The sequence below is a fragment of the Pseudomonas citrullilanati genome (assembly GCF_030580855.1).
GTDB lineage: Bacteria > Pseudomonadota > Gammaproteobacteria > Pseudomonadales > Pseudomonadaceae > Aquipseudomonas > Aquipseudomonas citrulli.
In genome coordinates this window covers 81948-105291 of the sequence record NZ_JAUQOP010000012.1, presented here as the reverse complement: position 1 = coordinate 105291, position 23344 = coordinate 81948, and the positions used below count along the sequence as shown (strand labels likewise).

Annotated in this window: 26 protein-coding genes; 14 read left to right on the top strand and 12 right to left on the bottom strand. The window is 61.5% G+C overall.

The genetic code is table 11. The features are described 5' to 3' along the window. Positions 1–36: 36 nt before the first annotated feature. The 3 genes from Q6A48_RS11140 to Q6A48_RS11130 form a co-directional block, all read right to left on the bottom strand. Positions 37–396 (bottom strand): DUF6124 family protein, encoded by a 360-nt coding sequence (locus tag Q6A48_RS11140; protein ID WP_304554165.1) that lies wholly within the window; start codon positions 394–396, stop codon positions 37–39. 382 nt (positions 397–778) lie between these two features. After that, positions 779–1486 (bottom strand): class I SAM-dependent methyltransferase, encoded by a 708-nt coding sequence (locus Q6A48_RS11135; RefSeq protein WP_304554164.1) that lies wholly within the window; start codon positions 1484–1486, stop codon positions 779–781. Between the two features lie 96 nt (positions 1487–1582). Beyond that, positions 1583–2356: a sulfite exporter TauE/SafE family protein gene (locus Q6A48_RS11130; RefSeq protein ID WP_304554162.1), complete on the bottom strand. Its 774-nt coding sequence runs from the start codon at positions 2354–2356 to the stop codon at positions 1583–1585. 110 nt (positions 2357–2466) lie between these two features. On the opposite strand from Q6A48_RS11130, the gene Q6A48_RS11125 reads away from it, so the two are divergent. Further along, complete coding sequence (locus Q6A48_RS11125; RefSeq protein ID WP_304554161.1) at positions 2467–3372, top strand: LysR substrate-binding domain-containing protein; 906 nt, start codon at positions 2467–2469, stop codon at positions 3370–3372. Positions 3373–3384: 12 nt separating this feature from the next. On the opposite strand, the gene Q6A48_RS11120 is transcribed toward Q6A48_RS11125, so the two are convergent. Continuing rightward, positions 3385–3870, bottom strand: coding sequence for a DUF3592 domain-containing protein (locus tag Q6A48_RS11120; RefSeq protein ID WP_304554160.1), 486 nt, complete (start codon positions 3868–3870; stop codon positions 3385–3387). Positions 3871–4136: 266 nt separating this feature from the next. Here Q6A48_RS11120 and Q6A48_RS11115 point away from each other — a divergent pair, with 266 nt between their 5' ends. Genes Q6A48_RS11115 through Q6A48_RS26080 form a run of 3 tightly spaced genes read left to right on the top strand, consistent with a single transcriptional unit; the run spans position 4137 to position 5687 of the window. Continuing rightward, positions 4137–5321 (top strand): S-type pyocin domain-containing protein, encoded by a 1185-nt coding sequence (locus tag Q6A48_RS11115; protein WP_304554159.1) that lies wholly within the window; start codon positions 4137–4139, stop codon positions 5319–5321. Beyond that, the gene (locus tag Q6A48_RS11110; protein ID WP_304554158.1) at positions 5318–5542 is read left to right on the top strand and encodes a hypothetical protein; all 225 of its coding nucleotides are present in this window, start codon (positions 5318–5320) and stop codon (positions 5540–5542) included. Before Q6A48_RS11115 ends, Q6A48_RS11110 begins: the two co-directional genes overlap by 4 nt. A gap of 4 nt (positions 5543–5546) precedes the next feature. Then, the gene (locus Q6A48_RS26080; RefSeq protein ID WP_369811685.1) at positions 5547–5687 is read left to right on the top strand and encodes a colicin E3-like toxin immunity protein; all 141 of its coding nucleotides are present in this window, start codon (positions 5547–5549) and stop codon (positions 5685–5687) included. Between the two features lie 114 nt (positions 5688–5801). Here Q6A48_RS26080 and Q6A48_RS11105 read toward each other — a convergent pair whose 3' ends face one another. From Q6A48_RS11105 to Q6A48_RS11095, 4 genes are all read right to left on the bottom strand, one after another. Further along, entirely contained in the window at positions 5802–6032 is a 231-nt protein-coding gene (locus tag Q6A48_RS11105) for a DUF6429 family protein (protein ID WP_304554157.1), read from the bottom strand. Between the two features lie 118 nt (positions 6033–6150). Next, entirely contained in the window at positions 6151–6636 is a 486-nt protein-coding gene (locus tag Q6A48_RS11100; RefSeq protein WP_304554156.1) for a DUF2442 domain-containing protein, read from the bottom strand. A gap of 3 nt (positions 6637–6639) precedes the next feature. Further along, positions 6640–6873, bottom strand: coding sequence for a DUF4160 domain-containing protein (locus Q6A48_RS26075; protein ID WP_369811684.1), 234 nt, complete (start codon positions 6871–6873; stop codon positions 6640–6642). Between the two features lie 65 nt (positions 6874–6938). Then, positions 6939–7808, bottom strand: coding sequence for an AraC family transcriptional regulator (locus Q6A48_RS11095; protein ID WP_304554155.1), 870 nt, complete (start codon positions 7806–7808; stop codon positions 6939–6941). 100 nt (positions 7809–7908) lie between these two features. Between Q6A48_RS11095 and Q6A48_RS11090 the strand changes: the two genes are divergently transcribed. Together Q6A48_RS11090 and Q6A48_RS11085 are read left to right on the top strand one after the other, a co-directional pair. Then, a complete protein-coding gene (locus tag Q6A48_RS11090) occupies positions 7909–8661 on the top strand; it encodes a hypothetical protein (RefSeq protein ID WP_304554154.1) in 753 nt (250 codons plus the stop codon). Positions 8662–8710: 49 nt separating this feature from the next. Further along, the gene (locus tag Q6A48_RS11085; RefSeq protein WP_304554153.1) at positions 8711–9244 is read left to right on the top strand and encodes a carboxymuconolactone decarboxylase family protein; all 534 of its coding nucleotides are present in this window, start codon (positions 8711–8713) and stop codon (positions 9242–9244) included. A gap of 49 nt (positions 9245–9293) precedes the next feature. On the opposite strand, the gene Q6A48_RS11080 is transcribed toward Q6A48_RS11085, so the two are convergent. Next, positions 9294–9845, bottom strand: coding sequence for a helix-turn-helix domain-containing protein (locus Q6A48_RS11080; protein ID WP_304554152.1), 552 nt, complete (start codon positions 9843–9845; stop codon positions 9294–9296). Positions 9846–9995: 150 nt separating this feature from the next. Here Q6A48_RS11080 and Q6A48_RS11075 point away from each other — a divergent pair, with 150 nt between their 5' ends. The 5 genes from Q6A48_RS11075 (at position 9996) to Q6A48_RS11055 (ending at position 13559) form a co-directional block, all read left to right on the top strand. Next, on the top strand, positions 9996–10778 hold the full coding sequence (locus Q6A48_RS11075) for an aldolase (protein WP_304554151.1): 783 nt from the start codon (positions 9996–9998) through the stop codon (positions 10776–10778). 19 nt (positions 10779–10797) lie between these two features. Beyond that, a complete protein-coding gene (locus tag Q6A48_RS11070; protein WP_304554149.1) occupies positions 10798–11685 on the top strand; it encodes a dihydrodipicolinate synthase family protein in 888 nt (295 codons plus the stop codon). Positions 11686–11781: 96 nt separating this feature from the next. Then, positions 11782–12042, top strand: a complete 261-nt coding sequence (locus Q6A48_RS11065) for a DUF2024 family protein (protein ID WP_304554148.1) — start codon at positions 11782–11784, stop codon at positions 12040–12042. A 1-nt stretch (position 12043) separates the two neighbouring features. Next, positions 12044–12319 carry a Rho-binding antiterminator gene (locus Q6A48_RS11060; protein WP_304554147.1) on the top strand — a complete coding sequence of 92 codons (276 nt, stop codon included), beginning with the start codon at positions 12044–12046 and terminating at the stop codon, positions 12317–12319. Between the two features lie 169 nt (positions 12320–12488). After that, positions 12489–13559 carry a sensor domain-containing diguanylate cyclase gene (locus Q6A48_RS11055; protein WP_304554146.1) on the top strand — a complete coding sequence of 357 codons (1071 nt, stop codon included), beginning with the start codon at positions 12489–12491 and terminating at the stop codon, positions 13557–13559. Here the strand turns inward: Q6A48_RS11055 and Q6A48_RS11050 are convergent. The 3 genes from Q6A48_RS11050 to Q6A48_RS11040 are packed head-to-tail and all read right to left on the bottom strand — an operon-like array spanning position 13543 to position 19083. Beyond that, positions 13543–15894: a TonB-dependent receptor gene (locus tag Q6A48_RS11050; RefSeq protein ID WP_304554145.1), complete on the bottom strand. Its 2352-nt coding sequence runs from the start codon at positions 15892–15894 to the stop codon at positions 13543–13545. The two genes, Q6A48_RS11055 and Q6A48_RS11050, sit on opposite strands and share 17 nt — an antisense overlap. Position 15895: 1 nt before the next feature. Further along, a complete protein-coding gene (locus tag Q6A48_RS11045) occupies positions 15896–18283 on the bottom strand; it encodes a hybrid sensor histidine kinase/response regulator (protein ID WP_304554144.1) in 2388 nt (795 codons plus the stop codon). Continuing rightward, positions 18283–19083 (bottom strand): response regulator transcription factor, encoded by an 801-nt coding sequence (locus Q6A48_RS11040; protein ID WP_304554143.1) that lies wholly within the window; start codon positions 19081–19083, stop codon positions 18283–18285. The genes Q6A48_RS11045 and Q6A48_RS11040 overlap by 1 nt, the downstream gene beginning before the upstream one ends. A gap of 228 nt (positions 19084–19311) precedes the next feature. On the opposite strand from Q6A48_RS11040, the gene Q6A48_RS11035 reads away from it, so the two are divergent. From Q6A48_RS11035 to Q6A48_RS11025, 3 genes are all read left to right on the top strand, one after another. Beyond that, the gene (locus tag Q6A48_RS11035; RefSeq protein ID WP_304554189.1) at positions 19312–19710 is read left to right on the top strand and encodes a DUF488 domain-containing protein; all 399 of its coding nucleotides are present in this window, start codon (positions 19312–19314) and stop codon (positions 19708–19710) included. A gap of 58 nt (positions 19711–19768) precedes the next feature. Continuing rightward, the gene (locus Q6A48_RS11030) at positions 19769–21268 is read left to right on the top strand and encodes a DUF6630 family protein (RefSeq protein WP_304554142.1); all 1500 of its coding nucleotides are present in this window, start codon (positions 19769–19771) and stop codon (positions 21266–21268) included. A 1481-nt stretch (positions 21269–22749) separates the two neighbouring features. After that, positions 22750–23166 (top strand): VOC family protein, encoded by a 417-nt coding sequence (locus Q6A48_RS11025; RefSeq protein ID WP_304554141.1) that lies wholly within the window; start codon positions 22750–22752, stop codon positions 23164–23166. Positions 23167–23344 lie beyond the last annotated feature (178 nt).

Sequence of the window (23344 nt, the reverse complement as noted above, 5' to 3'; positions counted from 1 at the left end):
CTGCCAGGCCTTTCCCGTCATGGGCGAGCGTCTCGGCTACCTCACCTCAACAATATCCAACGCCCGACTCGCCAACAGCTCACTCACCTCAATCACCTGCAAAATCCCCAACGCAATCCGCCGCCTCGACCCATCCAGATCAAACGCCAAATCACTGATCATGGCATTCGCAGAAGCCAGGTTCTCACTAAGATTCGCCAGCAAGCACTCAGAATCCACCTCCGGATCAATCCGTAAAATAGAGTCCGTCTTGTCAGACGTTTCGCCCTTAGGCTTGGGTTTCAGGTAAAAATCCAACGCTCGCGTGGCAGCGTCATCGTTTTTCTTGTTGCGGGCAGACTGAGCACGGGAGACGTGTTCGTTCGTTTCAGGGGGATTCGGAGTCTCTTTTGCCATCGTCTTGCTTCCTGTGGTTGGAGCCATCCCCCACTCGCTGCTAAACGATGGGAGGCAGCTGTACGCAGGTTAGCAGACCGGGGAAACAAGAAGCCGGCGCGTCCGGGGACGCCCTGCGCACAGCCGCCATCGAATGCAGGACGGGAGTCCTGACTGGATGACGCCTTGCACAACCTGTTTCACCGCGAGCTGCTAAACCCGATCACTGATGAGCAGTGACAGGTCCAAACTACCGACGCAACCCAAGGCGGACAAGCCGGCGGATTCTGGCGTAGTTGTAGGCAAAGGCGCAAGGCGACGTCAGCTCGCGAGTTGCGCGCGCCCAGTGACTGACAGCCCCATCCGACACTTCGTTGTTTCGCTCTCTCATGTTGCTTCCAACTCACTCGAGCGCAGCCAACCGCTTACAAAACCATCCATGCATCAACCCCGTCTGAAAGAACTGCACAGGGGCGTCAAACCCGGCGGCCTCGATAAGGCTTGCGACCTTTGGGGCAGGCAGGACCGCAACACTAGTGGCGTAGGCTGTCCGAGCTCGCTCAAGCACTTCTGGCTGAGGACCATCGGCGGACATCAATGTCATCCAGCTGCGTAATAACACCTCATAGGCAGGCGATGCGGTGTCAGAGGCGAGGTCGGCGTTGGCCAGTAGTCCGTGGGGTTTAAGGCGGCGGGCAATCTCGCGAAAGAGCGCGGTGCGGGCACTTTCTTCTAACAGGAATTGGGATACCAGCAAGCAGGTAGCCGCTTCGTAGTTGGCCTCGGCAATGAGCGTATCAAGGTAGCCTTCGTGAAAATGGCAGCGCTCTAAGAAGCCATTCTCCACGGCTTTCTGGCGACAGACGTCAAGCATGGCGCCCGAAGGGTCGACAGCGGTGAAATGCCAGCCGGGGAAGCGCTCCGCCAGATGGGCAAGTTCCGCTCCCGTGCCTACGCCGACGCAGAGTATTCGGGCATTGTCTGGCAGATCGGTGAACAGGGATTCGAGCAGCAAATACAGGGCGGCGCGAATTGGCGCCATCCTTTCCCATTGCTTGTCGTAGCTGACCGCGTGTCGGTCGAACACTGTCTTGAGTTCTTCGTTGCGCATAGGGCACCTTGAGACGTGATGGACGCATCGCGCTAATCGGTTGTTGCTTTCAGTATCCCAGACCTGTCAATCCCCACGCCGATGGACCGTTCTCCTTCAGGTTGGGCTCACAATGGCGAGCCCCATCCGCCCGATAAGAAACAGCAGTAGGAGCAGGAAGAATATCCGGATGAACCCACTCCCATAGCGCATGGCTAAAAACGTCCCGGTCACAGCACCGGCCATGTTGCAGATGGCAACCACGCCGCCAATCGTCCAGAGGACATGGCCTGACGGTATGAAGAACAAAAGCGCCGCGCTGAACGTTCCCAGGTTGACCAGCTTTGCTGAAGCGCTCGCGTTGAGAAAGTCGAAGCCGAAATATTTGACGAATATGAACAGCAGGAGACTGCCGCTCCCCGGGCCGAAAACGCCGTCATAAAAACCCATCGCGCCGCCAAGAAAAATACCCAGCCAGATCTCTTTACGCCCGCATTGGATATTCGAATGCACACGGCCGAGGTCTTTCTTGGCGAAGGTATAGACGGCCATGGCTATCAATACAAAAAAGACCACGTATTCCATGAACGCCTTAGGAACCAGCGAAACTGAAAGCGCCCCGAGGAATGCAAAGACAAACGCGGAGGTCATCGTGGGGAGCATGAGCCGCCAGATGATCTTTACCCTTTTCAGGTAGTTGAAAATCGAAGAAACGTTGCCGGCCAGGGCCGCCAGTTTGTTCGTCCCGAACACCGTGGCCAACGAATGCCCGGGCAAGGCATGCAACAGCGCCGGCACCTGTACCAACCCCCCGCCGCCCACCGCCGCGTCAATCAATCCGCCGCAGAAAGCCAACACGCCCAATGCGAGGATTGCGGAATCACTGTGCATAAGCCACTACTCGGCGTCAGACCATTGAGTGAGACCTTATGTGGCTTGATCGCTTACCGACAAGCAACTTAACCTGAGCCCATCATTCAGTTTTAGTGAGCTGTTTAGCCGTGGAACTCGCACAATTAACGATGTTTAAAGTCGTCGCCGAACAGGGCAGCATTGTCCAGGCGTCCAAGCTGCTGCACTGCGTTCCCTCAAATATCACCAACCGAATCAAGCTCCTGGAGAGGGAGCTGGGTGTACCTTTGTTCATACGCAAAGGCCGAGGGCTGGTCATCAGCCCTTCCGGCACGTTGCTGCTTGGCTATGCAAACAGGATCCTGTCTCTATGCCAGGAAGCCCGTCGGGCACTCGACCCAGAGGCGGCGCCGGCCGGCCCCTTGAGAATCGGCGCGATTGAATCGTCCGCGACGGGGCGACTGCCCGCTTTGCTGTCGAGATATCACCACGAGTACCCGACGGTCGACCTGCAATTCAGCACGGGAACCTGGTCGCAATTGGTCGCTAAAGTGGCAGACCATCAACTCGACGGCGCCATTATCGCGGTCGACAGCAACCACCCCGACCTCGAGCACCTGGCGCTCTACGAAGAAGCGCTCGTCCTGATCGCTTCGCCAACTGTAGGAAAGATAACCCAACCACAGGACTTGGCCGGCAAGCCCCTGTTCATGTGGCCGGACGGTTGCCCGTACCGGCAGGCCCTGGAACAGTGGCTGAACAAGCATCAGGTGCCATTCAACATCACCAGCATCGCCAGCTACGGCACGATCCTCGGCTGCGTCAGTGCCGGCGCGGGTGTTTCGCTGGTGCCGGCGGGCGTGTTTGAACAGTTCAAGCACATGGGCAATATCAACGGTTTTTCGCTCAACCCGTTAAAGCCTGTGCAGAATTACTTTGTCTGGAACAAGCACACGGGGGCTCATCGGGCGAAGGATGCGTTTGTGTGGTTGCTGGAAGGCGAGTTCAAAGGGTTCGGGAGTGTGCTGGGGAACGCTGCAGGCTATGAGATCTAGACTGGCGGTCTTTTAATAGAAGCGGTCTTCATCCTTGATGCGATAAATCTGACCGAACGTCGTGAAGGAGATTGCGAAGAACAGCAATGTCAGCGCGATCCCGCCGGCCATGATGATAAAGCCGGGGCGATACGTGTGCAGCTCGCTGGCGATACTGCTGATTTGAGGGAACCAGCGTGAATACAACAGCGGAACGTCACCCCCGACCTCGTACTGATTGTGTTCGCTGTAGCGTTGGTCCGCGTACTCATCGTCATGAGGTTGTTGATCACCGTCGAGATAGCGGTAGTGAATGATCATGCCGTTTTCATTCATCGGAATACTTTCAAGTTGCGTCACGGTGCCTGTCACCTCGACAGCGCTCCATTGAATGGCCCCATAAATGGTCCCTGATTGTTTTGCCATGGAAGCCAGGAACAGCAGTACGCAGCACGCTACGGTGAGCAGGACGATTCGGTTGTAGAGATGGTCTTTTTCAGCTTCGCGAGGGTGAAACATGTTCCGCTCCTTCGGTGATTTTCTTCCGCACACCTATCGGCGTCCGATCCAATAACTTAAACCGTCCGACGCGCCCTCTGTGCCTGAAGTCTCGTTGAAGAGCGGGAACCATTGCCCGTTTGTTCGGCGGCCCCGTGTCTTCAACACCGTCCCTTAACCAACACTGACGAAAACGGAACAGCTATTCCCAGAAACCTCCTACAACCGCCGCCACTGCTCCCGCGTTAGCGTCTGTCCTGCCTTTACCGGACGAGACTCACGCCGTCGTGACACGCAAAAAAGACATCCCCCAAGTCCGCAACCCGCCCGGCGGCGACGGGCATCACGTCACCTATCGGGACATGACCGCCAGCGAACTGGCCGAGCGCGAAGCCCGGCAGTTGGCTCTCGAGGCCATGCTTGCCCGGCAAGCAGCCTATGAACAAGCACGCTGGGCCACGGTGGATAACAAGTCATTACTTACCGTGACCGGAAGCGTATTTGCCAAAAGCTGCAAGCTACCCAACGGCATCATCGATTACAGCAACCCCAGCGGCTTCGTCCCGGCGGATCAGGTCAAGCAGTACGGCGATCTCATGTGGCTCGGCGGCAAGGCCGTCGACTCATCCGGCACGATCCCCCTCAAGCGGATTGGCGCGGGGTCGGTTCCCGTTATCTTAGGTCGGCTCGCGCTGGGTGGTACGGCAACTTCCGCGGCTGCCACGGCGGGAAGCACCGTCGGCGCAGCCCTGCTGACTGGCATCGTCGCCCTGCTCTGGCCCAGCAGCCTGGGTGACAGCTCGCTCTACAGCGAAGATCAACTGCGCAGCCTCAAACAGGCACGCAGTCGCATGCGCCTGAGCATCGAGCAGCAGGCCGACGGCAGCCTCAAGGGCTATGGCTTCTATACCGGCCAGAACCGTGACTGGGAAATGGTCGACGTTGTCCAGTTCGCCCCGAGAGCCGACCAGTTCGTCGCCAACCTGGGTGATGGCGTCGAACTGATCTGGACACCTGCCACCGACCCGTCCGACACCCTCGGCATTCCTGCCTTGGAAGCGGCACCGCAGGCACCGCCGATTTGGATCTATCCACCGACGCCGGTGGCCGACAGCATCATCGTCAACCCGATCTATCCACCGGAGTACAAGGATTTCATCCTGGTGTTTCCGGCAGATTCGGGGGTTCGGCCGGTTTATGTTGTGGTGAGTACGGCTCATCATGACTACCACCCGAAACCAGCTTTTTTACCTGCGTTTCCCACTGCGAAATGGACGCCATCCAAAACCCGTATGAAAGGAGGAGGGTTGCGTCCTCGCTGGAAGGATAAAGAGAAATTCATATATGAATGGGATTTTCAGCATGGCGCCGTAGAAAAATATAACAAACGAGGAAAGCACTTGGGCGAATTCGACCACATTACGGGAGCCCAAACCAAACCAGCCGATCCAACGAGGTGGATAGAACCATGAAACACAAAATAATGGGCGTGACTGACGGTGACGACTTTGCCTCGTTCGAAAAAGAGCTCTGCATTGACACTAAGACGCTAGCAAAAATAATGAACTGGACCAAAGAGGAAAGCTATTTTTACGATTATGAGTTGAGCCCTCCTCAAATTGCAGCATTGGAAGAAGCGTGCTCAATAGAGCTGCCCCGAAACCTATTGATTTTTTTAACCAGCAGCAACTAAAACAATGCGAATAACGGTGTATTTTATGTCCCCCCAGGAATGGGGAAAAATACTCCAACCAAATTTTCAACACTCAATTGATTGGAGCACCTATGACTATCAGATTGCCTTTGATTTACCAAGACAATTGGTAGCTACAGAGTGAGTGGCCAGTAGAAATCCTAGGAATCATTGGTCATCGCCATCAGCCGAAGCCAGGCTCTCGATAGGGTTCGCCGTACCTTCTAGCAAGCAACCACGAGGCGACGCGCGCGCCCCCTTAACCCCCTTTCCCAAACAACCGGTCGGCAATCTGCCGTCCCCGCTCCAACCCTTCATCCGTCAACCAGATCGATTTGTTCCTATTTACCGGATCGCTGATCAGGCCCTGTTCATGCAATCGGTTCATGACCTCGAAGTCGAAGCCTTTCCAGGCGTTACCGGTGTCGGAACTGAAAGCTGCAAGCAAGGCTAACACAGCTTCTTCTATCAATTTGTCGTCATATTCCATGGTCGCGGCTCCGCTAGTGTTTAGCTAATGCGTCGTCTTCATGTGTTAGCGCTCTGTAAACCCTATTTGATCAAAGAAAAGCAGAGAGTTTAGCTTCAGCGACACCAAGGTTTTTTTATCAAGCTATTTGCGACGTCTTTCTGTTCCCAGCTTTTGTCATTTTCTTGCCCTTATGCTCAAACTCCCATCCCTTACAGGCCAAGGCTACATGCTTGGGAATCATTGAGGTCCCGCTGCTGTAAGCGGTGATAGTGCGACGGGTAAAGCCCAGTTCCTGCGCGGCGGTCGTCAACGAAAGCTTATTAGCAGCCATCCAGCGCTTGAACGCCTGGGTCGGCATCACCTCACCGGCTTGCTCCAGCGCTAACCGATGCAAGGTGACAGCCGCCAGTTCCAAGTCATCCCCCCAGCTCACATCGAAGCCCCATTCACCCACTTGGGCGGCACCGAACAATGTAAGGTCCTCCAAGGGCTTGAGCACCGGGAATTGTTGAATGTGGTCCCGCAGGTCAACGTCGTAGCATTTACCGTTGGCAAACTCCACCTGCAAGGCATGTTTACCGGGGATAGGCTTCACGCTGTTGATCCTGGCTTTGCTGATCATGGGTCAGCTCCTCCGATTTTGTTCATTCCACACACGCTGTAGCTTAGCCGTGTGATTTGACGCCCACGCCAAGGCGGCTTTCAGAGCTCTAGCATTGGCTCCTTTGCCAAGCACCCTGAGTCCGTCGATCTCCACCAGCGACTCACCGTCAGGCGTTTGCACATGAAAATGCGGCGGCGCGTGATCGTCCGGGTAGATTTTTATTTTCCAGTTACGGTCGCTATATACGGTAGCCATGCCAGGCATGCTAGGGAATTTTTTTCTCTAGCACAAGGAGGTGTGCAGAAGGACTTCACTGCCCCCTACCCCGACCTAACACCCACCCCCGCCAACCACTCCCGAGGCGACATCCCCACCTTCGCCGTGAACGCCCGCGAAAGCGCCGATGGCGTCGTGTAGCCCAGCTCTTCCGTCAAACCCTTGATCGATTCCCCCTGGCGCAGGCGGCTCTGGGCCAGGGCGATGCGCCAGCTGGTGAGGTAGTCGGCCGGTGTTTGCCCCACTACATCGCGGAAGGTGTTGGCGAAGGCGGTGCGCGAGAGGCAGGCGTGTTCGGCCATGCGTTCCAGGGTCCAGGGGGCGCCGGGGTCTTCGTGGATGGCGACCAGTACCCGGGCCAGGCGCGGGTTGGACAGGCCGGCGATCAGGCCGGGGCGGATGCCGGCTTCCTGTTGGTGATCGAGCAGCCAGCGCAGCAGTTGCAGCACCACGACTTCGAACAGCCGATCAGCGAGCATGCGCTGGCCGCAGCGGACGTGGTCGGTTTCGGCGAACAGCAGTTCCAGGGCCGCGTGCAGGCCGGGGACTTGGGCCAGTGGCAGAGCAATCAAGGGGGGCAACGCGCGGGCCAGGGGGTTGCGTGAGCCGCCTTCGAACTGCAGTCGCGCACAGGTGAAGTCCGCGCCTTCGGTGGGCGGATTGTGGAACTGATGGGTGAGCGGGCAAGGATAGAACAGCAGCGACGGTTCTTCGAAGCTCATCGGCGGCAAGCCCTGGCCGCCGGGGTGGCTGACTTTCAATTGGCCTCGGCGCAGCACATGCAGGTAGCCGAAACCTTCGCCGGCGTCGAAGCGGTTCACGCCACACAGGGCGCCGGTGTGGTGCAACTGCGCTTGCACGCGGAAGTGGTCGAGGATGCCGGAGAGGCGATCTATGGTGGGTAAGGTCTGCATTCTGAACGAATTGCTATGTTAGGCGTACGATAGGAGCCAAATAGTACAGCCCATATCCCTACACTGCCAACACCACCTCACTTGGCAGAAGGGCCTTTCCATGAAACTCACTCGCTCTCCCCTCTTTTGCGCGTCGTTGCTGCTTGGCCTGAGTGCCGGCGTCAGCGCCCACGAAGCCGCGCATCAGGACGGTATCGCCAGCAAGCCGGCGAAGGCCGTGCAGGCGCCGTTCGATATCGTCCATACCAAGATCAGCACCGAAGGCAACGTGGCGATTTTCCACATGGCGGTGTCCGGCAAGGCCGGCGCCACCCGCCCCGCCGCCAGCGGCCAGTTGGCCGGCAGCACGGTGTTCTCGTACGTCTGGCCCACCAGCCTGGACCCTTCGGTGATCGGCTTCGAGGCGAAGTCGGGGATCCTGGCGTTCGCGGTCACGTCACACCCGGATTTCGACGACACCCCGCTGTTCGACGAAAACCACGACGGACGCCTGGATAACGACGGCGACCTCTGGCATTCCCATTGGGTGGTGCTCAAGCCCGACCCGGCCTGTGGCAAGGATGCGCTGAAGGTGGTGGACATCCCCGCAGGCACCCAGCCACGCGTACCCAAGACCTGGCCCGGCTTGCCGATCCTGATCGACAGCCCCGGTTGGACCCCGACCATGAACCAGCAGACCGTCGAAGTGCGCGTGCCGTTCGACGACATCGGCCCTGTCGAGGCCGGTGCTTTCGACGGCGTGACCGCGGCCCTGCGGGTGAACGCCAGCGTGCACAACCCGCTGCTGTGCGTCGCCGACGTGTTCAAGGTGGCCTCGGGCGACCTGTCCCTGCCCGGCAAGGTCAAGCCCTGAGGCCGTACCCAAGTCACTGTTAACCCCGCCCCACCCTTGGAGAACCACCATGACTCGTATCAACATCCAGCCGCAACAAGCACCCGCCGCCAGCCAGCCCTTGCTGGCCCAGATCCAACAGGCCTTTGGCGCAACGCCCAACATGTTCAAGGCCGTGGCCAATTCGCCAGCGGCGTTGCAAAGCCTGTGGGCGGCGTTCGGCGCCCTGGGCCAGGGCACCTTGGGCGCGCCGCTCGGCGAGCAGATTGCGGTGGCCATCGCCAACCGCAACCGCTGTGAATACTGCCTCGCCGCGCACACGGCCCTGGGCCGGAAGGCCGGCGTGTCCCCGTCGGACATGGCGGCCGCCCAGCAAGGGCAATCCAGCGATCCCAAGACCGCGGCGGCCCTGGCGTTCGCCTTGAAGGTGGTCGAGCAGCGTGCGCAAGTGGACGATGCCGATGTTCAGCGCCTGCGTGAAAACGGGTTTGGCGATGAGCAGATTGTCGAGATCATCGCCCATGTCGCGCTGAACCTGTTCACCAACTACGTCAACGTCGCACTGGACATTCCGGTCGACTTCGCCAAGGTCGCCCTGAAATAAACCCGGTCGAGGCCGCCGGGCGCGGGGGGGGCGCACGCAGCTGGAGCGTCTATTCCGACGCTTCGGCGCTGTGCACCACCACCAGCAATTGCGCCTGGACCTCGCCCACCGAACGCAGGCGATGGGGTTTCTGCGCATTGAAATGCAAGGCATCACCGCGATTGAGCAGCACGCGCTCGTTCATGAAGTCCACTTCCACCTGGCCTTCGTGCACGAACAGGAACTCCTCACCCGTGTGTTCCTTGAAGGCGTGGTGCGCGGTGAATTCGGCCGCCGGATAAAGGATGAACGGCAACAGGCTGCGCTCGGACACCTGATGGGCCAGCACCGCGTATTCGGAGCTGCCGCTGCTCGACGCCAGCGATTGGCGGTCTTCACACCGCACCAGGCTGTAGCTGTCGAGGGCGACGTTTTCTTCGCAGAAGAGTTCTTCGACGTTGACGTTCAGCGCCTTGGACAGCTTGAGCGCGGTGGCGATGGAAGGCGAGCTGAGCCCGCGTTCCACCTTGGACAGGTAGCTCTTGGTCATCCCGGTTTTTTCGGCCAGGACGTCCAGCGTGACCCCGAGTTTTTTCCTGAGCAATTTCAAACGAATGGACATAGGTAACCCACATTTCCCGGGAAACGGACAATCAGCGGTTGCAAATGACACTTTGTGTCATATAGTATTTTTTGTGTCATTAGCACCTCCATTCCAAAGCTTCCATGACGCGGATCAAGAACGCTCAAAGAACGAATCGGGAGAACAGATATGAGCAAGACACTGGCGACGCCCAAGGACCAACTGGTCCAGCACGCGGTCAAGCAAATGCAAAAAACACTGCCGGATAATACGTGGACTGTGCGACAAAAGCTGGCCCTGACCTGCCGCATCCTGTTCGAGAACGGCCACGACTCGGGCCTGGCCGGGCAGATCACCGCGCGCGGGCCGCAACCGGGCACTTACTACACCCAGCAATTGGGCCTGGGGTTCGACGAGATCACGGCAAGCAACCTGCTGTTGATCAACGAGGACCTGGAGGTGCTGGAGGGCCACGGCATGCCCAACCCGGCCAACCGTTTCCACACCTGGGTCTACCGCGCCCGGCCGGACGTGAACTGCATCATCCACACCCACCCGACCCACATCGCCGCGCTGTCGATGCTGGAAGTGCCGCTGCAGATTTCCCACATGGACCTCTGCCCGCTGTACGAAGACTGCGCCTTCCTTGAAGGCTGGCCGGGCGTGCCGGTGGGCAATGAGGAAGGCGAATTGATCGCCGGCGCCCTGGGCGACAAGCGCGCCATCCTGCTTTCCCACCACGGCCAGCTGTCGACCGGCGCCACCGTGGAAGAAGCCTGCAACATCGCCCAATTGATCGAACGCGCGGCGAAGCTGCAATTGCTGGCCATGGCCGCCGGCGAGGTGAAACCGATCCTGCCGCACCTGGGCCGCGAAGCCCACGACTGGATCGCCCGGCCGAAGCGCCACGCGGCCGCCTTCGACTACTACGTGCGGCAGAACCTGCGCCAACACGCCGATTGCCTGAACTGAACCCACCAGGAGCGAAACCATGTCTACCCCCAACATCCACGGCATCATCGGCTACACCATCACGCCCTTCTCCGCCGACGGCCAAGGCCTCGACCTGGACGCACTGGGCCAGTCCATCGACCGCCTGATCGACAGCGGCGTCCACGCCATCGCGCCCCTGGGCAGCACGGGTGAAGGCGCCTACCTGAGCGACGCGGAATGGGACCAGGTCAGCGAGTTCAGCATTGCCCGCGTCGCCGGCCGCGTGCCGACCGTGGTCAGCGTCTCTGACCTGACCACCGCCAAGGCAGTACGCCGCGCACGCTTTGCCCAGGCCCAGGGCGCCGATGGGGTGATGGTGTTGCCGGCCTCCTATTGGAAACTGAGCGAGGCGGAAATCCTTGCCCATTACCAGACCATCGGCGCCAGCATCGACCTGCCGATCATGCTGTACAACAACCCGGCCACCAGCGGCATCGACATGTCGGTGGAGCTGATCCTGCGGATTTTCAACGCCGTGGAAAACGTCACCATGGTCAAGGAGAGCACCGGCGACATCCAGCGCATGCACAGGCTGCAACTGCTGGGCGAGGGCCAGGTGCCGTTCTACAACGGATGCAACCCCCTGGCCCTGGAAGCCTTCGCCGCCGGCGCCAAGGGCTGGTGCACCGCGGCGCCGAACCTGATTCCCCAGCTCAACCTCGACCTGTACGCCGCCGTGCTGGCCAATGACCTGGGTCGGGCCCGCGAGCTGTTCTATCGCCAATTGCCGTTGCTGGACTTCATCCTCAAGGGCGGTTTGCCGGCCACGATCAAGGCTGGCCTGCGCACCCTGGGCCTGGAGGTGGGCGACCCACGCCTGCCGGTGTTCCCGCTCGATGCGGCGCGCGACAACCAACTGCGGGCCATGCTGGAACAACTGCGCTGATCGACACATTGCCCGACGACCGCCAGGCGGGCGTTCATGGACGCCCACCTGCCCGGTCGCCCCACCCACTGCCGCGCCATTGATGAGGGACACGTTATGACCATCAAAGTCTATGACACACACGTACGCACCCAGGACGGGCGGTACCTGCATTTCGACGTGCTGATCGACCGCAACGACCTGGAATTCGCCCAGGCCTGCGCTCGACGCTTCCTCGCTGAACAGGGCATCGAAGACCAGGACATCACCCTCAACGACTGCCGCTTCTGCCACGTCGAGCCCAGCAACACCGAGGTCGTCGAGGCCATCGCCCGGCAGGGCTTCTACATCCTCAAGCTGCAAGGTTGCGGGGTATGAGATGAACACCTATCGGCCCCTGAACTGCGACCTGCACGACTACCTGGAGATCGCCTGCCTGTACGGCTACACGTTGGTCATCGAGCTGAGCGACGGCCAACGCCTGACCGCCCGAGCGATCACCACGCGCACCGCGCACACGCGGGAGGAGTTTCTCGAAATCGACACCGCCGAGGGCCGCCGCGAGATTCGCCTCGATCAGTTGTTGGCGATCACGCCGCAGGATGACAACGCCCGGTTTGGGCGGGTGGTGTTGGCCAGGGGTGATTCAGGCTAGCCGTTCAAATGGTCGATAAAACACAGGGGCTGGCCTCGTAAAACACAGGAAAATCCTCGATCCATCCCCTGCCGCAAAGCTTTCATCCGCTCCAGCAAAGTCCCCCTCTTTCCCGTCCCTCGATAATCCCCGCTCCAGCTTGCTTCCCCTAGCCACCAACCCGTATCCCATGAACTTTTTCATCTTCATCCGCCATTCCAAGTTCGCCACGACGGCATTGATCCGGCTGCACCGTGGGTTGTCTTCCCTGGCCCGCTATCTGGCCCGGCAGGGCTTCGACTCCGCGACGTGGCCAGCGACCCAGGACGGCAGGCTGGACCGTGGCCTCGACACCGTGAGCCCCGAGTTGGCCGCCAGCGTGTTCAGCCATGCCCGCGAAGGCGTTCTCCTGGTCGACCCCTACGGTCGGGTCATCCGCGTGAACGAAGCTTTCACCCGGCTCACCGGTTACGGGGCAGAAGAGATCACGGGCCGTGAGCTGAGCACCCATCGCATCGCGCGGCGGCTCACGGCGTTTTACCCGCCGATGAAAAACGCGCTGGATTTCCACGGGCACTGGTCCGGTGAAATCCAGAGCAACCACAAGGACGGTCGGGAGATGACGTCACGCATCAGCATCAGTGCAGTGCATGACCGTCACGGGAATGTTCAGCACTACGTGGCGCTGCTCGGCGACATGACGCAGATGAAGCAGCGTTTGCAGTTGCTGGAGCGTGATGCGCGGTACGACGCGCTGACGCAACTGCCCAATCGACTGTTGTTGGGGGAGCGGATGCGCCAGGCGTTGGGCAAGGCGCGCCTTCATCAGCAGAAGGTGGCTATCGCGTTTATCGACCTCGACGGGTTCAAGGCGCTGAACGACAGTTATGGGCATGACTGGGGCGACCGGGTGTTGCAGATTGTCGCGACGCGGATCAATGCGACGTTGCGCGAGGGCGATACGTTGGCGCGGCTCGGCGGCGATGAGTTTGTCGCCGGGTTGGTGGGGTTGCAGGCGGTGGAGGACAGCGAGCCGCTGCTCAAGCGGATGCTGGCGGCGGCGAACGCGCCGATCTTGATTGGCGCGCAGACAGTGGAGATCGCGGCGAGTATCGGGGTGGCGTTTTACCCGGAGCATGGGCATGAAGTGGATGGGTTGATCAGCAAGGCGGACCAGGCGATGTACCTGTCGAAAAAGGCCGGCGGCAATCGCCTTGCGTTCTGTCCGACGCGGTTCATTTCGGTCAGTAGCGAAGCCTGACGGTGGTGCCAACGGTTCGCTCGTTGCCGGGCATGACGCCGTAGTCGCCGGCACCGAGCAGTGAGTACACGGCGGTGATGTACTGGCGGTCGAAGACGTTGCGCACCCAGCCTTCCACTTCCCAGGCGCGGTCCTGGCTGCGCAGGCCCAGGCGCAGGTGGGTGAGGCCGTAGCTGGGTTGGTAGCTGCCTTCGCCACCTTCGAGGGTGCCGTAGGAGCCGCTGCGAAAGCTGTAGTCGATGCCGCTGAAGGCTTCCAATCCGTAGGGCAGCGGCTGGGTGTGGTCGAGGCCGCTGCTGAGGTTCCATTCCGGCGCGTTGTAGAGGCGCTCGCCGCTGAGGTCGCAGGCCCATTGGCCCGTGGCCGGCGGGCACGGTGCGTTGGGAAAGCTGCGGTAGCGCGCATCGCTCCAGGCCAGGCCCAGGCGCCCGCTGAGTCGGGGGGTGAGTTGCCAGGCGGAATCCAGTTCGATGCCGCGCAGGCGGACCTTGCCGACGTTGATCAGGTTGTCCCGCAGCGGCGGCGCGAACAGCGAGGTGGGCGGGCTGTAGGTGAGCGCTTGGTAGTTGTCGATGTCGGTCTGGTAGACGGCGAGGTCGAGCAAGGCCCGCTCGTCCCAGAAGCGCGTCTTCATGCCCAGCTCCAGGGAGGTGGCCCGCTCCGGTTCGAACGTCGGCGCGGTGAACGGGCCGACCACGTCGAAGTTGATGCCGCCGGCCTTGTAGCCCCGCGACCAACTGGCGTAGCCCATCACCGCGTCGCTGAAGTGGTAGCTGGCGCTGAGCAGGCTGGAGACGTTGTGTTCTTCAATGGAATCCTCGCGGTAATAACCTCGGCCCAGGGCGATGTCGCGCAGCAGTTGCCCTCCGGCCTGGAACACCGGCGGCAACCCCGTCAGCGGAGCGAGGTTGCTGGCGTCGCGAGCGATCCAACCGTCCTTGCGCTCCTCGCTGTAGCGCAGGCCGCCAGTAAGCTCCAACGGCTCGATCGGACGCCAGGAGAGCTGGCCGAAAACGGCCCGGCTGTCGCCCTTCTGCTCGCCGTCATAACGCTGCCGGGCGCCCTCCAGCAGCATGGCCGGCACTTGGCTGGGATCGGTGAAGGTGATGCCGTAGAGCTTTTGCAGGGCCTCCCGTTGATCGCCGACGAACCAGGGCGCGGCGTCCTTGCCGAATCCGACGTCGATCTCGCGGTCGAGCTGTTGGCGCAGGTAATAGAGCCCGGCGACGTAATCGACGGACGAGCCGGCCGTGCCGGACAGGCGCCATTCCTGGCTGAATTGCCGGTGACCCAGTTCGGTGTCGGATTGGGCCACCGAGAGCGCGGTGCTGTCGCCGTCGCGGCTGGCGCGGTAGTTCCAGTCGCGGTAGGCGGTAATGCTGGTGAAGCGCATCGCCTCGTCCAGGTCCCCATTCAATTCCAGGGAGACACCGTCCTGCAACGTGCGCGGATGGCCCGGTGCGTCGATGCGTGTCTGGCGTCGGTAAGGGTCGGGCTCCGCGAGTGGATAGCCGAGAAACTGGGCGCGCTCGCGGGTCTGGGTGCTGTAGTGATTGACCAGCAGGACGTTGCCGGCTTCGTTCTGCTCGGCGTAGTCGGCGATCAGGCGGGCGCTGAAGTCGGCGTCCGGTGTCCACAGCAACTGGCCGCGCAGGCCTTGGCTGTCGGCATCACCGAGGCGGGCGCCGTCTTGCAGGTTTACCACGGTGCCCTCGGCGGCGCTGTCAAAGACGTTGAGCCGCCCGGCCAGCACGTCGTCCTGCAGCGGGCCGGAAAGCGTCCCGCGATACTCCCGCAAGCCGTGCTCGCCGTAGCTCGCTTCGAGGTTGGCTTCGGGCTGGAACGTCGGTTGCCGGGTGATGATGTTCAGCGCCCCGGCGGTGGTGTTCTTGCCGAACAAGGTGCCTTGGGGGCCGCGCAGCACTTCGATGCGCTCGATGTCCATCAACTCGGTGAAGGCCATGCCCTGGCGAGCCTGGTAAACGCCATCGACGTAAGTGCCGACGCTGCTTTCCAGGCCATCGTTGTAAGCGGTCGCGCCGAAGCCACGCAGGCCAAAACCAGCGTAGCGGGCGTCGTGACCGGAGACCACCAGGCCGGGCACGCGCTGCTGGATGTCTTGAAGCCGGTGCAGGCCGGCCTCATCCAGTTGCTCGCCGTAGAGGACGTTGATCGGGATCGGTACCTGCTGCGGGTCTTCCTCGCGGCGGCGAGCGGTCACCGTGGTTGCGTCGAGCGTGAGGACGCCGGGCGCCTCTTCTGCGGCGTTCACCGATGCCCCAGGCCATGCACAGAAACTGCCGAGCAACAGCAGCCGGTAACCCCAACCGGGCACGCTATCGCTCCCCGGCCGTCGCGCGACGCACCGTGTCCGGGCAGGCCAGTGACTTGATCCACGCCAGCAATTCGCGGCTGTCGGCGGGCTTGAGCAATACCGCGTCGAACGCCAAGTCCTGCGGATAACCTTCGGGCCGACGCGGCGGGACCGCCGAATAGAGCATCACCGGCAGAGGGTGCCGACGCTCGCGCACCTGGCGCAGCAGTTCCCAACCGTCCATGCCGGGCATCATCTGGTCGCTGATCAGCAGGTCGACCGATTGCTCAGCCAGGCAGGCCAAGGCGTCTTCGCCGCTGGCCGCCATGCTCACGTCGAAACCGTAGCCGGCCAGCAGGTCGTAGAGCCATTCGCTGTTCTGCTCGACGTCGTCCACCAGCAAAACATGCTTGCCCTGGCCGTCGAATGGCGTGGTGTTGTTGTCGACGAGGCCGTTTTCCAGGTCCTGTTCCTGGGCGCATTTCAGCGACAGGCGAAAACTGAAGTGGCTACCCTGGGCGGTGGCCTGGGGTTCGAGGCGGCTGTCCATGCGTTCCAGCAGTTGGGTGACGATGGACAAGCCCAGCCCGCTGCCTTCGTAGCGGTGTGCATTGCGGCCGCGGCGAAACGGTTGCAGCAGGTGTTCGAACTCCTGCGGGTCGATGCCGATGCCGCTGTCGATCACGCTGAAATGCAATTCCACTGTGTCGGCGGTCGCTCCTGGACAGGTGCTCACATCAAAACGGATCTGGCCGTCGCGGGTGAATTTTGCCGCGTTCGCCAGCAGGTTCATGAGCACTTGCCGCAGGCGCTTGAAATCGGCCTCCACCAGGGGCGGCAGGTCATCGGCGAAAACGGCCTCGAAGGTGTTGCCCTGGCGCGCGGCGAGAAAGCCCGCTTCGTCCGCGATCTCGTTCAAAAAGCCGTACAGATAACCCGGCGCGAGGGTCAGTTGCATCTGTTCCAGCTCGCCACGGGAGAACTCGAGCATCTCGTCGATCAGCTCCAGTTGCTGGCGGGCGTTGCGCTCGATGGTGGCCTGGTATTCGCGGTTCGGCCCGGCGTGCAACAGGCGCGCGTAGTCGATGATGCGCACCAGCGGCGAGCGCAGGTCGTGGCTGATGCGCGCCATCAACGCGCTGCGCGCCGCCAAGGATTCGCGCAGTTGCACGGTACGCAATGCCACGGTGCTTTCCAGCCGCTCGTGCTCGGCCTGGCGTTGTTGGTCGAGGGTCGCCAGCGCGTGTTTTTCCCGGTGGCGGCTGCGGGCGACTTCCATGATCAATGTGCACACCAGCAACGCCACGCCCGGCAACGTGGAGGAGAGGCTGTATTTACTTTCCGGCGATTGCCAGGGCAGTTGTTCTTGCGGGAAGAAAATCCGCATCAGCAACTGCCCAAGCAACAGCGCCGGCACCAGCCAGGCCATCCAGGAGTAACTGAGCCTTCTGCGCCACGCCATGAACAGCGTGGCGAGCAGCACGCCATAAAAACTGAACAGGGACAGCTGGACGATCTGCGCGCCCTGGACCGGATCGACCTTCAGCCACCAGAGTCGGCCGAGGACGCAGCCCGACAGCGGCACCCAATAACTCCAGCCAACGACGCTGGGCAGCCGGGCCACCTGCAACAGCACGCGCATGTAGGCGAGAAACAGGACGAACGAGACCGCGCTGGTGGCGGTCAGCAGCTCCCGCGTCCAGCCCAGCGCGCTGGGCCAGTAGATCAGGTAGCCGTTCAGGAGGCAGGTCAGCAGGATGTAGCTCAGCACCGCCCCCGCGTTCACGGTCAACAATCGGGAACGCAGGATCCAGCCGACGATGAAGCCGAACGGCACCACGAGCAGGACAATGCCGAGGGTGAGTCCGTCGCTCAGGTAGGTCTGTTGCTGGCTGCGCAGCAACGCCGGCTCGGACCACAGTTGCGGCTCCAGCAAGAGCTGGAAATGGCTCGCCACGCGAACGAACACCGTGACGCTCTCCCCGGCCGCCAACGACACCGGGAACGCCGGCTGGCGTGCCACCGGCTGGGGCCATTCGGCCAGCGGATAGGCGCCTCCGCCATGGGCGACACGCCCCGATTGGTAGACGCGGATGTCTTCCAGGCGCGGTGCCCCGACCACCAGCAGGCGCGAACACGCCGCGGCGCTTGAGTTGGTGAAGTGCAATTTCAGCCAGAATGCGGAGCGGCTGTAGCCTTGCGTGGGCCAACTCGGGGTGGCGGGATTGAAACGGCTGTCGGGCAGTTGAGTGACGGCTTCCAGGCTCAGGTTGGCCTGGGGGTCTTCGAAGATTTCCAGCGCGGGCATCAGGTCCAGGTGATCGGTCCGGCAGATATCCACAGGTGCTGCGCGCAGCAGGCTTGTGGATAACAACGTCATCGCCAGCAGCAGAAACTGAAGAAACCGCATCAGGCGTGCCCGGCCGACTCGGTTTCGCTGATGCCCAGGGCTTGCTGGCGAAACTGGCTGGGTGTCATGCCGATGCGCTGGCGAAAAGCCGTGGTGAAGTTGCAGGCGTTGCGAAAACCTACCAGTTCGGCAACGTCCTGCACGCTCATGGCACTCTCGGAGAGCAGATCCTGGCCGCGCCGCAATCGCGCATCGCGGATGTAGGCAAACACGGTCAGCCCCAGGTGCTCGCGAAAAATCCGCGAGAGGCGCTTCTCGTGGGTGCCGACTTTTTGCGCCAGCGCCACCAGGGAAGGCATGTCCTCAAGGTGGTCATCAATCCAGCGCATCGCGGCGCGCAGGACGATTTCATCGCCCTCCGGCTCAGGGTTGGCCGGGCCGGCTTGACCAGTGGACGGGGCGCGCCAGGTCAGTTGCAGGTGGATCCTGATGCGCGCCAGCACTTCCTCGGGGGCGCAGGATTTGGGGATGTAATCGACCGCGCCAACGGTCAGCCCTTCCAGGCGCTCGATGGTGGTGTTGGCCGATGACAGGAACAGGATCGGCGTGTGCCGGGTCGACGGGGCCTCGCGCAACAGCCGGCAGAGGCTGAAACCGTTCATATGCGGCATGTGCACGTCCAGCACGATCAAATCCGGACGCAACGCCAGCGCGCGCTGATACCCCTGGTGGGCGTCGCTGGCCAGGGAAATGCGCCAAGGCTGCGCCTTGAGCAGGACAAGCGTTGCGCGGATATCCTCCGGAACATCGTCGATCAGCAGAATATGCGGCGGCTCCGACGCCCCCGCGCTTGCCTCCATCGCCGTCCGCCCTGCATACCGTCCGTCGTCCATTCGCTACGTTCTCTTGTCGTGCGTTTGCCCATTAATTGCCGGAAAGCACCGGTATTGCAAAGCCAATCGAAGGATGGGTAGAAATCGTTATACCGATAGCGGCAGGTCCGGCGAAGACTTGAAGACGTCATTCACCATGCCCCTCGCCATCGACCGCCTATGCTGAGGCGGTCTCACTTGAACAGGCAAACGCTGATGATCCAGTGCAAACGTGCCTATGAAACCGCGAGCGCCGAAGATGGCGTTCGGATTCTGGTGGACCGCTTGTGGCCGCGTCACTGTCGCCAGGAGACCTTGGCGCTTGCCGAATGGCTGCCGGAGGTCGGGCCGTCCCCTGCGTTGCGCAAGGCATTCAAGACCGGGGCGCTTTCATTTGCCGAGTTCAGCGCCGCGTATCGGCGAGAACTGGCGGGACGCCCGGAGCACTGGTGGAAGCTGGAGGTTGCGCAAGGTGGGACGTTGACGTTGGTGTACGCGGCCAAGTCGACGGTCGAGAATAATGCGCTGGTGTTGGCGCAGTGGCTGGAGGATGAGGTAGAGAAACGGACGGAGGGGAGTTCGCCGGTGTGTTATTTACAGTTCCCGGAGCTATGAGTGGGGATTGGGGCGCGGCTAAGATGGCGAGGGCGAAATCACCAGGAAGGCTGACGTAATGCAATCGCAATTCGATCCGTTGGTTCATATCGATTGGAAAACACCGGGCAGCGATCTGCTCCGGTTGTTGCAGCATTACTATCCCGATATCGGGCTGTTCACCGGCCCGGAATTCGAAGCGTTGCTGGATGAACTGTCCAACGAGATGCCCGAAGTCTGTTTCGAGGCGTTGGCGACGGCATTGGCGCGTCACGGCTACGACCTGTGGAACCTGGACGCCGGTGGCGATGATTACCGGCCCGTCATTATCGCGTCCGACCAGCGCGAAGCGTTCGCCCGGCACTGGCAGGCCGAGGCGGACCTCACCGCGCACTGGATCGAGCCGCAGGTACCCGTCGCCCCGCAACGCAAGCCCAGCCCGGCCAAACGCAAGGCATTGAACTGGTTGCAGGAGGTCCACGACTACCCCTGCCCCACGCATGTGCATGCGTACAACTACCGCAACGGCTGGGCCGCCATTACCGAGCAGGACGAAGACCAGTGGCTGTGCTTCCTGATCGACTACAACCCCTGGCCGCCCGCCGAACAGGACATGCTCGAACACCGGGCCGACGGGGTGGACGGTGCTGATTTGCAGTTCATCGACGCCGATGCCCAGCGCAGCCTGTGGCGCCGCCGAATCGAACAGGGCGCCTACAGCGCGGACGACCGCTACGTCTATGAACTTCGCCGTGGCGACGACATCCAGCCGTTCGGCCCCGCGCAGACGCAATGGCCCGGCTTCGAAGAACCCTGTGTGGTGGTGGACGACGCAGTATTCGAACGCCAGCGCCTCTACGAGCCCGAGCATCTGACCCGGATCTGGCGGATTACGGCGAACACCAGCGAGGTCATTTTCGAGCATTCGGATGAGTTGACCCTCCTGCCCATCGGCCCGCGCCGCGTGCTGTTCATGGAGGACAACGGTGCACGCTGCTGGATCTGGCACCAGGACGCCCCCCATCCGGCCATCGCCGCCCAGCCGCTGCCGGCCGACGGCGGCAAGCTGCGCGCCGCCACCGCGTACCTGGGGGGAGACGAGATTCTGCTGTTCAGCGAGGGCACGCGGCAGAACGTCGAGCATCCGGGTTATCAGGAAACGGTCCTATTGGCGTGGCGCTTCAACGTCATGACCGGCACCAAGACCCGGGCGACCCTGGACGGTTTCGGCAGCGAGCTGCGCCAGGACACGCGCCTGCTCGTCACCCAGCCCAAGCAGGTCATCACGTTGCGCACGTTCCATGGGCAACTTCATGTCTCGCGGGGGCATGGGGACTGGTGGGTGTGGAACTACCAAACCAACACCTTCGGCACGCAAACCTTGGCGTGGTTCTGGAACCAGCGTAGCCATGAGGTGGTGAAGCTGTCGTCCAAGGACATTGCGCGGGTCAAGCCGACGATTCGTTACCTGGCGGCACAGGATCGGTACCTGGCCTTCGAGACGGAATTCGTGGCGCGGTTGCCGGGGTTTGCGCAGATGGTGGAGGCCAAGGGCGTGGATGTTCTGGCATTCGAGTAAAACGGTCCGGTGATGTTGGATGTGCCGCCATCTTCGCGAGCAAGCCCGCTCCCACAAGGGATTTGTGACGGGCGTAGAAATCGTGAACACCCGGGATCAAAAACTGTGGGAGCGGGCTTGCCCGCGAAAGCGGTCTGTCTGGGCCGGTGATGTTGGATATGCCGCCGTCATCGCGGGCAAGCCCGCTCCCACAAGGGATTTGTGGCGGGCGTAGAAATCGTGAACACCCGGAATCAAAAACTGTGGGAGCGGGCTTGCCCGCGAAAGCGGTCGGTCTGGGCCGGTGAGGTTGGATGTGCCGCCGTCATCGCGGGCAAGCCCGCTCCCACAGGGGATTTGTGGCGTGAGTAGAAATCGTGAACACCCGGGATCAAAAACTGTGGGAGCGGGCTTGCTCGCGAAAGCGGTCGGTCTGGGCTGGTGATGTTGGATGTGCCGCCGTCATCGCGGGCAAGCCCGCTCCCACAGGGGATTTGTGGTGGGCGCAGAAATCGTGAACACCCGGAATCAAAAACTGTGGGAGCGGGCTTGCCCGCGAAAGCGGTCTGTCTGGGCTGGTGAGGTTGGATGTGCCGCCGTCATCGCGGGCAAGCCCGCTCCCACAGGGGATTTGTGGCGGGCGTAGAGATCGTGAACACCCGGAATCAAAAACTGTGGGAGCGGGCTTGCTCGCGAAAACGGTCTGTCTGGGCCGGTGATGTTGGATGTGCCGCCATCTTCGCGAGCATGCTCGCTCCCACAAGGGATTTGTGGCGTGAGTAGAAATCGTGAACACCTGGGATCAAAACTGTGGGAGCGAGCCTGCTCGCGAAAGCGGTCTGTCTGGCCCGGTGAGGTTGGATGTGCCGCCATCTTCGCGAGCAGGCTCGCTCCCACAGGGGATTTGTGGCGGGCGTAGAAATCGTGAACATCCGGGATCAAAAACTGTGGGAGTGAGCCTGCTCGCGAAAGCGGTCTGTCTGGGCTGGTGATGTTGGATGTGCCGCCGTCATCGCGGGCAAGCCCGCTCCCACAAGGGATTTGTGGCGTGAGTAGAAATCGTGAACACCCGGGATCAAAAACTGTGGGAGCGGGCTTGCTCGCGAAAGCGGTCGGTCTGGGCCGGTGAGGTTGGATGTGCCGCCATCTTCGCGAGCAAGCCCGCTCCCACAGGGGATTTGCGGCGGGCGCAGAAATCGTGAACACCCAGAATCAAAAACTGTGGGAGCGGGCTTGCTCGCGAAAACGGTCTGTCTGGGCTGGTGATGTTGGATGTGCCGCCGTCATCGCGGGCAAGCCCGCTCCCACAGGGGATTTGTGGCGGGTGTAGAGATCGTGAACATCATAGGGTACGCATCCGAGCGTTCGGGGTGGTTGGGCTGACATTTTCGCGAGCATGCTCGCACATACTTTTTTGTGTTTGACTTCGGCCTGTCCGGCAACAGTCGCCATTGTCCACTAAGGTGGTGGGGAACCCGCCATTCAACGTTCATGAGGCCGGCATGAGGAACTTCACGATTCAGCAGATCGATCACATCGTCCTGCGGGTAAAGGACATGGAGCGCAGCCTGGCGTTCTATACCTCCGTACTGGGCTGTGACCTCAGGAAGCGCCGGGACGATCTTGGAATGATCCATCTCGGCAGCGGCGTCTCGATGATCGACCTGGTGGCTGTGGACGGGCCTTTGGGGCGCCAGGGCGGGCCGGCGGCGGGCGAGCAGGGCCGGAATGTCGATCACTTCTGCCTGCGCGTCGAGCCCTTCGACGAGGCCGCTATCCTGGCGCATCTGGCGTCGAACGGCGTCGACGCCGAGCAGGCGCAGGTACGATATGGCGCGCAGGGCAATGGCCCGTCGATCTACTGCCTCGATCCGGATGGCAACCAGATCGAATTGAAAGGCCCCGCCCAGGCGTCGTGAAAGGCCTCACTCAAGTGGCGTGTTTCATCGGATTCGAGCCCTGCGCCGTCGATTCCAGAGGATGCCCAGCGCTACCGCCACGATCGCCACGGCGATATTACCGAACAGCCAGATCGCGCAATTGCGGCAGAAGCATGGCGGCACTTCTGTTGTAGCGACTCTGCGGCAGCCGACCAGT

Bases quoted from the DNA above. Each gene is read 5' to 3' on its own strand.
- Q6A48_RS11095 (WP_304554155.1), bottom strand. From the start codon at position 7,808: ATGCAGACCTTACCCACCATAGATCGCCTCTCCGGCATCCTCGACCAC.
- Q6A48_RS11090 (WP_304554154.1), top strand. From the start codon at position 7,909: ATGAAACTCACTCGCTCTCCCCTCTTTTGCGCGTCGTTGCTGCTTGGC.
- Q6A48_RS11120 (WP_304554160.1), bottom strand. From the start codon at position 3,870: ATGTTTCACCCTCGCGAAGCTGAAAAAGACCATCTCTACAACCGAATC.
- Q6A48_RS11085 (WP_304554153.1), top strand. From the start codon at position 8,711: ATGACTCGTATCAACATCCAGCCGCAACAAGCACCCGCCGCCAGCCAG.
- Q6A48_RS11130 (WP_304554162.1), bottom strand. From the start codon at position 2,356: ATGCACAGTGATTCCGCAATCCTCGCATTGGGCGTGTTGGCTTTCTGC.
- Q6A48_RS11105 (WP_304554157.1), bottom strand. From the start codon at position 6,032: ATGGAATATGACGACAAATTGATAGAAGAAGCTGTGTTAGCCTTGCTT.
- Q6A48_RS11035 (WP_304554189.1), top strand. From the start codon at position 19,312: ATGATCCAGTGCAAACGTGCCTATGAAACCGCGAGCGCCGAAGATGGC.
- Q6A48_RS11025 (WP_304554141.1), top strand. From the start codon at position 22,750: ATGAGGAACTTCACGATTCAGCAGATCGATCACATCGTCCTGCGGGTA.
- Q6A48_RS11110 (WP_304554158.1), top strand. From the start codon at position 5,318: ATGAAACACAAAATAATGGGCGTGACTGACGGTGACGACTTTGCCTCG.
- Q6A48_RS11040 (WP_304554143.1), bottom strand. From the start codon at position 19,083: ATGGAGGCAAGCGCGGGGGCGTCGGAGCCGCCGCATATTCTGCTGATC.
- Q6A48_RS11135 (WP_304554164.1), bottom strand. From the start codon at position 1,486: ATGCGCAACGAAGAACTCAAGACAGTGTTCGACCGACACGCGGTCAGC.
- Q6A48_RS11030 (WP_304554142.1), top strand. From the start codon at position 19,769: ATGCAATCGCAATTCGATCCGTTGGTTCATATCGATTGGAAAACACCG.
- Q6A48_RS11100 (WP_304554156.1), bottom strand. From the start codon at position 6,636: ATGATCAGCAAAGCCAGGATCAACAGCGTGAAGCCTATCCCCGGTAAA.
- Q6A48_RS11140 (WP_304554165.1), bottom strand. From the start codon at position 396: ATGGCAAAAGAGACTCCGAATCCCCCTGAAACGAACGAACACGTCTCC.
- Q6A48_RS11075 (WP_304554151.1), top strand. From the start codon at position 9,996: ATGAGCAAGACACTGGCGACGCCCAAGGACCAACTGGTCCAGCACGCG.
- Q6A48_RS11045 (WP_304554144.1), bottom strand. From the start codon at position 18,283: ATGCGGTTTCTTCAGTTTCTGCTGCTGGCGATGACGTTGTTATCCACA.
- Q6A48_RS11060 (WP_304554147.1), top strand. From the start codon at position 12,044: ATGAACACCTATCGGCCCCTGAACTGCGACCTGCACGACTACCTGGAG.
- Q6A48_RS26080 (WP_369811685.1), top strand. From the start codon at position 5,547: ATGCGAATAACGGTGTATTTTATGTCCCCCCAGGAATGGGGAAAAATA.
- Q6A48_RS11070 (WP_304554149.1), top strand. From the start codon at position 10,798: ATGTCTACCCCCAACATCCACGGCATCATCGGCTACACCATCACGCCC.
- Q6A48_RS11080 (WP_304554152.1), bottom strand. From the start codon at position 9,845: ATGTCCATTCGTTTGAAATTGCTCAGGAAAAAACTCGGGGTCACGCTG.
- Q6A48_RS11055 (WP_304554146.1), top strand. From the start codon at position 12,489: ATGAACTTTTTCATCTTCATCCGCCATTCCAAGTTCGCCACGACGGCA.
- Q6A48_RS11065 (WP_304554148.1), top strand. From the start codon at position 11,782: ATGACCATCAAAGTCTATGACACACACGTACGCACCCAGGACGGGCGG.
- Q6A48_RS26075 (WP_369811684.1), bottom strand. From the start codon at position 6,873: ATGGCTACCGTATATAGCGACCGTAACTGGAAAATAAAAATCTACCCG.